Here is a 2,553-nt window from a genome sequence, read left to right as displayed (position 1 = left end):
TGAGTGTGCCAATCTGAAGTGGCCCCACCTGGAGCCGTAGTGCTGGCTTGAAGTGGCCCCACCCTCGACCTACCAGACCCTACCGTTCGTGTCGTCTGCCAAGGCGATCACGAGAGGGCGAGGGGTTGAAGGAGAGATCGAGAGTGGAGCAGTTCGAACGTATCCGACGCGATGCCCGGGATGAAGGGATGTCGATCCGGGCGCTCGCCGACAAGCACCGGGTGCACCGGCGCACGGTGCGTCAGGCGCTCGCCGACGCGACGCCGCCGACGCGGAAGACCCCGGTGCGTGAGGCGCCGGTGCTGGGCCGGTACGAGGCCACGATCCGGCGCTGGCTGGTCGAGGACCTGGACGCACCGAGGAAGCAGCGACATACCGCGCGCCGGGTCTGGCAGCGGCTGATCGACGAGGAGGGAGCCAGCGTGGCCGAGTCCAGTGTCCGGGCCCTGGTGGCCCGGTTGCGCACCGAGATCAGTCCCGGGCAGTCGGTGATGGTGCCGCAGACCCATCCGCCGGCCCAGGAGGCCGAGGTCGACTTCGGGGAGTTCACCGCGGTGATCGCCGGGATGGTGATGAAGCTGTTCATGTTCTGCCTGCGGCTGTCGCACTCGGGCAAGTCGGTCCACGTCGCCTATGCCAACCAGTCCCAGGAATCGTTCCTGGACGGCCACGTCCGGGCGTTCGAGGCGCTCGGCGGGGTGCCGGTCGGGATGATCCGCTACGACAACCTCAAGCCCGCGGTGATCCGGGTCGCCCTCGGCCGGGAACGGTTCGAGCATCCCCGGTTCATCGCGCTGCGCTCGCACTACGGCTACGACTCGTTCTTCTGCGCTCCCGGAATCGAGGGGGCGCACGAAAAGGGTGGGGTCGAGGGCGAGATCGGCCGGTTCCGCCGCCGGCACCTGACCCCGGTCCCGCACGTGGGATCGCTGGCGGCGCTCAACGAGGCGCTGGCCGCCGCGGACGCGCGCGACGACGCCCGCCGGATCGGGGCCCGCGCCGAGACCGTGGGCGTGGCCGCGGAACGGGAGATGCCGCTGCTGCGGCCACTGCCGGACGAGCGTTTCGACGTCTCCGCCGCACTGTCGTGCCGGGTCGATGCCAAGGCAAGGGTGTGTGTTCGGCAGTCCTACTACTCGGTGCCGGCCCGGTTCGCCGGCCGCCGGCTCGAGGTTCGCCTGGGCGCCACCACCATCCGAATCCTGGCCCCGGGCAGCACCGGACACGTGGTCGCGACCCACACCCGCTCTCTGCACAAGGGCACCGAGGACCTGGTGTTGGACCACTACCTGGAGGTCCTCACCCGCAAACCGGGGGCCCTGGCCGGGGCGACCGCGCTGGCCTCCGCCCGCGCCAGCGGTGCGTTCACCGCCGTCCATCAACGCTTCTGGGAGGCCGCTCGCGCACAACTCGGGGACGCGTCCGGAACCCGGTCCCTGGTCGGGGTGCTGCTGCTGCACCGCACCCTGCCCGCCGACGCCGTCACCGCCGGCATGCGCGCCTCGATCGGGATCGGCAACTTCGATCCCGACCTGGTCGCGGTCGAGGCCCGACGCTCGATGTTCACCCACACCGTCCCGACACCGGTTCCCTTGCCCGACAACGCCATCCACGAGCGCTCCGCCCCCTCGCTGGCCGGCTACGACCAACTCCTGAACGGAGCAACCGCATGAGCGCCACACCCACGGCAGTGACCGCGCTGACCGATCACGCCGCCGAGGCCGCCATCCACGCCGCCTGCCGGGCCCTGGCCCTGCCGACCGTGCGGGCCCAAGCCCTCCCGATCGCCGAGGCCGCGGTCAAACAACGCCTGTCCCACAAGGCGTTCCTCGCCGAAATCCTCACCGCCGAATGCGACGAACGTGACGCCCGCCGCCGAATCCGTCGGGTCAACGAAGCCAAGTTCCCACGCACCAAGAGACTCACCGACTTCGACGCCTCCCGGCTGCCGGACCTCCCCCCGGCCACCCTCGCTCATCTGGCCGGAGGCGGCTGGATCGACGCCGGCGAACCCCTCGTCCTGCTCGGCGACTCCGGCACCGGAAAGACGCACCTGCTCATCGCACTGGGCACCGCCGCCGCCGAACAAGGCCGCCGAGTCCGCTACGTCACCACCGCGGCCCTGGTCAACGAGCTGGTCGAGGCCGCCGACGACAAACACCTCTCCCGAGTCGTGGGCCGCTACGCACGCCTGGACCTGCTCTGCCTCGACGAGGTCGGCTACGTCACCCTCGACCCCCGCGGCGCCGAACTGCTGTTCCAGATCATCACCGCCCGCGAGGAACGCGCCTCCATCGCCTGCGCCTCCAACGCGCCCTTCAGCGAGTGGGGAGCCACCTTCACCGACCCACGCCTGGCCGCCGCCGTCGTGGACCGACTGACTTTCAACGCCCACATCATCCAGACCGGAACCACCTCCTACCGCCTGAGCACCAGCCGAAAGAAGGGAGCCAACACCTGACCCCACCGGCCCACCGCCGGTGACCGAACACCAGCAGGGGTGGGGCCAAATCAGAGCAGCACAGTGGGGCCAAATGGGGTTGTCATTCTCAC

2 protein-coding genes are annotated in these 2,553 nt (G+C 70.1%); both read left to right on the top strand.

The window, feature by feature from the left end; all coding sequences use genetic code 11:
- Positions 1-125 precede the first annotated feature (125 nt).
- Positions 126-1,673, top strand: coding sequence for an IS21 family transposase (istA, locus tag P3H15_RS53550; protein ID WP_276144751.1), 1,548 nt, complete (start codon positions 126-128; stop codon positions 1,671-1,673).
- Positions 1,670-2,461, top strand: a complete 792-nt coding sequence (istB, locus tag P3H15_RS53545; RefSeq protein ID WP_276144750.1) for an IS21-like element helper ATPase IstB — start codon at positions 1,670-1,672, stop codon at positions 2,459-2,461. Before istA ends, istB begins: the two co-directional genes overlap by 4 nt.
- Positions 2,462-2,553 lie beyond the last annotated feature (92 nt).

Origin of the sequence: Rhodococcus sp. T2V (assembly GCF_029269925.1) — a bacterium.
Lineage (GTDB): Bacteria > Actinomycetota > Actinomycetes > Mycobacteriales > Mycobacteriaceae > Rhodococcus_F > Rhodococcus_F koreensis.
Note: the sequence above shows the minus strand (reverse complement) of the source record. Positions and strands in the feature narration are given on the sequence as shown.